The organism is Flavihumibacter sp. CACIAM 22H1 (genome assembly GCF_001601815.1).
GTDB lineage: Bacteria > Bacteroidota > Bacteroidia > Chitinophagales > Chitinophagaceae > Flavihumibacter.
In genome coordinates this window covers 1-2,411 of sequence record NZ_LUKG01000160.1, presented here as the reverse complement: position 1 = coordinate 2,411, position 2,411 = coordinate 1, and the positions used below count along the sequence as shown (strand labels likewise).

4 protein-coding genes are annotated in these 2,411 nt (G+C 44.0%); all 4 read left to right on the top strand.

The genetic code is table 11. The annotated features are described in order from the left end of the window. Nucleotides 1-701 precede the first annotated feature (701 nt). The gene (locus tag A1D16_RS21525) at nt 702-968 is read left to right on the top strand and encodes a hypothetical protein (protein ID WP_290713765.1); all 267 of its coding nucleotides are present in this window, start codon (nt 702-704) and stop codon (nt 966-968) included. 21 nt (nt 969-989) lie between these two features. Next, nucleotides 990-1,280 (top strand): hypothetical protein, encoded by a 291-nt coding sequence (locus A1D16_RS21520; RefSeq protein ID WP_290713762.1) that lies wholly within the window; start codon nt 990-992, stop codon nt 1,278-1,280. Further along, nucleotides 1,277-1,756, top strand: a complete 480-nt coding sequence (locus A1D16_RS21515) for a hypothetical protein (RefSeq protein WP_290713759.1) — start codon at nt 1,277-1,279, stop codon at nt 1,754-1,756. The genes A1D16_RS21520 and A1D16_RS21515 overlap by 4 nt, the downstream gene beginning before the upstream one ends. Further along, nucleotides 1,753-2,411, top strand: a 659-nt coding sequence (locus A1D16_RS21510) for a hypothetical protein (protein ID WP_290713756.1), incomplete at its 3' end; no start/stop codon positions are given. The genes A1D16_RS21515 and A1D16_RS21510, both read left to right, overlap by 4 nt.

The window sequence follows — 2,411 nt, the reverse complement described above, 5'->3', positions numbered from 1 at the left end:
TTTTCAAAACCTTTTAGTGATCTACCGGTATAAGATCACCCGGCAACTCATTTGAAAACACAAGCGTTGTTTTTAAAACCCACAAAAACACAGGAAAAACCTGTAGAAACAGCCCGCCTGATAACTTAACACGCTGTGTTACAGTAACGGTAGCATACCGCCGGAATGAAAACGCGGCAAAAGGCATCAAAAGAGGGCAAAAGGCAGGAAAAAGCCCCAAAAGGGAGTAAGCGCCTGTTTTTCAGGAATTTATTTTCGTGAACATCCTGGCTGGTGCGGTTTTCTGAGGGCAGTCCATACTAATATTGGTAGTTTTTCGTTATATATAGGTTGTAAAAACGGTTGCGTATGGAAATGATACCTTATAAATCGTTGGAACACCTGGCTATCTCCATAGAAATGCCACCTTCTACATTCCGAAAAAAAGTTGAAATTCTTCTTTCTGACCCTGAAATTTTTAAAGAGATAAGGACAAAACCTTATAGACGACTTACACCGTATCAATTTTGTGTTTTGTTAAAATACATGCCTGACCTTTTCCATCTGCAACGCAGGTTTTCAGGACATTTACGCGCTATTCTGGGGTGGGAGCCGGATTGTTAAATAAAAGATATTTAACGGCAATAAACCGCAGCTAACATCATTCAACGACAACACATTTTTTTTCACTCCCGAAATTTGTAATTCAAATCAGGGAAATTATGAAAATGATGTGTGTGTATGGCTGGGATTGTACCCACCCTGAATTAATCGAAAAGGTAGAAAAATTCATTTCTACGTGGCAAAATACAGAGGATAACGCCAGTTATTCCCATGCTACCTTTTACGGGATTATGGATAAAGAATCCAGCGAATTCCGGGAAATTGAAGAAGACGAAAAAGTGAATTTCCGAAACGTGCAGTACCACATTGAATGTCAGTGGTTGCGCGGCGGTGCGGAAGTGCGCGCGACCCTTCTTTTGTATTAATCACATTAAAACGTACAGGTTATGAATACGGAAAAACTGCGTGAAGTCAGCTCGCACAGGCTGAAAGAGGCGATTGTGTACCTGTTTTTAAAAGCCCCGGAAAAAGAATTTACGTTCGGGGATATTGGTTTGGAGGTATTAAAATACTTCGCCGTAGAAAACGACTGCATCCCGGAAAACGAGATCATTGCTTACCGGCGCCGACTTTACAAAGCGGTGGATGCGAAGGTGAAAACGGGTTTTATTTCGGCTCGTTCTGCTAAAAATTCAGTGGTGAAAAATTACGTCTTATACAAACTCGCAAGGCCATGAAATCCAATATCAAAAAATTCATAGAAAAACTGGACACGGCCCAACTCAAAGAGGCAAAAAAGGGGATAAACATTGCAAAAACGGTTCTCCCTGTCATCTCGTCCACCAGCCGCCTGTACGGAAAAGACATCGTGGAGGAAGCAGACAAGTTTTTCCAGAACCCCGCCACTTATCATGTGGTACAAACCGGGATTATGGAATTTATTTCTAAAATAAGTCACCACGAAAATACAGTAGCGAAGGGGATTTTTTTATCTGTCGTAGGTGATGTATTACACGTGTCATGCATTCAAATCTCCGATGAAAGCATTGTCAGCATTTCAGAAATAGAAATAGACGAAAAAACCATCAATGCCATGAGTTTTAACGAACTCATACAGTACCTGGGCATTGATAAAATCCAGATCAGGAAAATGCTGTCAGATGTGGATGACATGATTAAAGAGCGGATCACCCAATTAAAGGAAAACACATGAAATGGGGGGAATTCTGGAATACAGGCCCGAAAAAGAAAGAGGATATTCCGCCACCGGCAGACGTGGAAAATCCTTTTGAGGGGCTGTTTCCTGACGATGATATACCGGCGGGGGAAGGGCTGAACGGGAAAAGCGAAGAAGGAAGCAGGGGGGAACAGATCAGCCACGACCCCGCCAGTATTGACGATCTGTTGAATAGCCTGGAAGGGATCGGGGCCGAAATGCGTAAGCCGGGGGATGTTGATTTTGCGGATATACCCGATGAAGAACCCGAACCGGAAGAAAAGCCCAAAACCGAACCCACCGGCAGGAACCAGCGGGATGCAAAAGCACTGGTAGAGATACACGATTGGGGCGCGGCTTTTGGTATGTCCAAATACGCGAAAGAGCCGGGGGATGACCTGTTCGCCGGGATGGAAAATTACCGGGCTACGGATGACGAAAAAGCCGATCTGACAGAGGATTTAGCGGATGTATTGCAGGATACGGGAATTGAATTACCACCGGGGATAAAAGCGGCATTTACCTACCTGCGTATTTACGGCCCGCGCTTCTTTCTGGCCCATGTGAACAGGAAGTTGCATAAAAAAATGGAGGCGGAATTTGCGCGGCGAAAAGCCGAAATGAAGGCGGAATTTGAAACGATGAAACAGCA

What these genes read in the sequence shown, in the direction of transcription:
- A1D16_RS21525 (WP_290713765.1), top strand. Translation starts at nt 702, where the DNA reads ATGAAAATGATGTGTGTGTATGGCTGGGATTGTACCCACCCTGAATTA.
- A1D16_RS21515 (WP_290713759.1), top strand. Translation starts at nt 1,277, where the DNA reads ATGAAATCCAATATCAAAAAATTCATAGAAAAACTGGACACGGCCCAA.
- A1D16_RS21520 (WP_290713762.1), top strand. Translation starts at nt 990, where the DNA reads ATGAATACGGAAAAACTGCGTGAAGTCAGCTCGCACAGGCTGAAAGAG.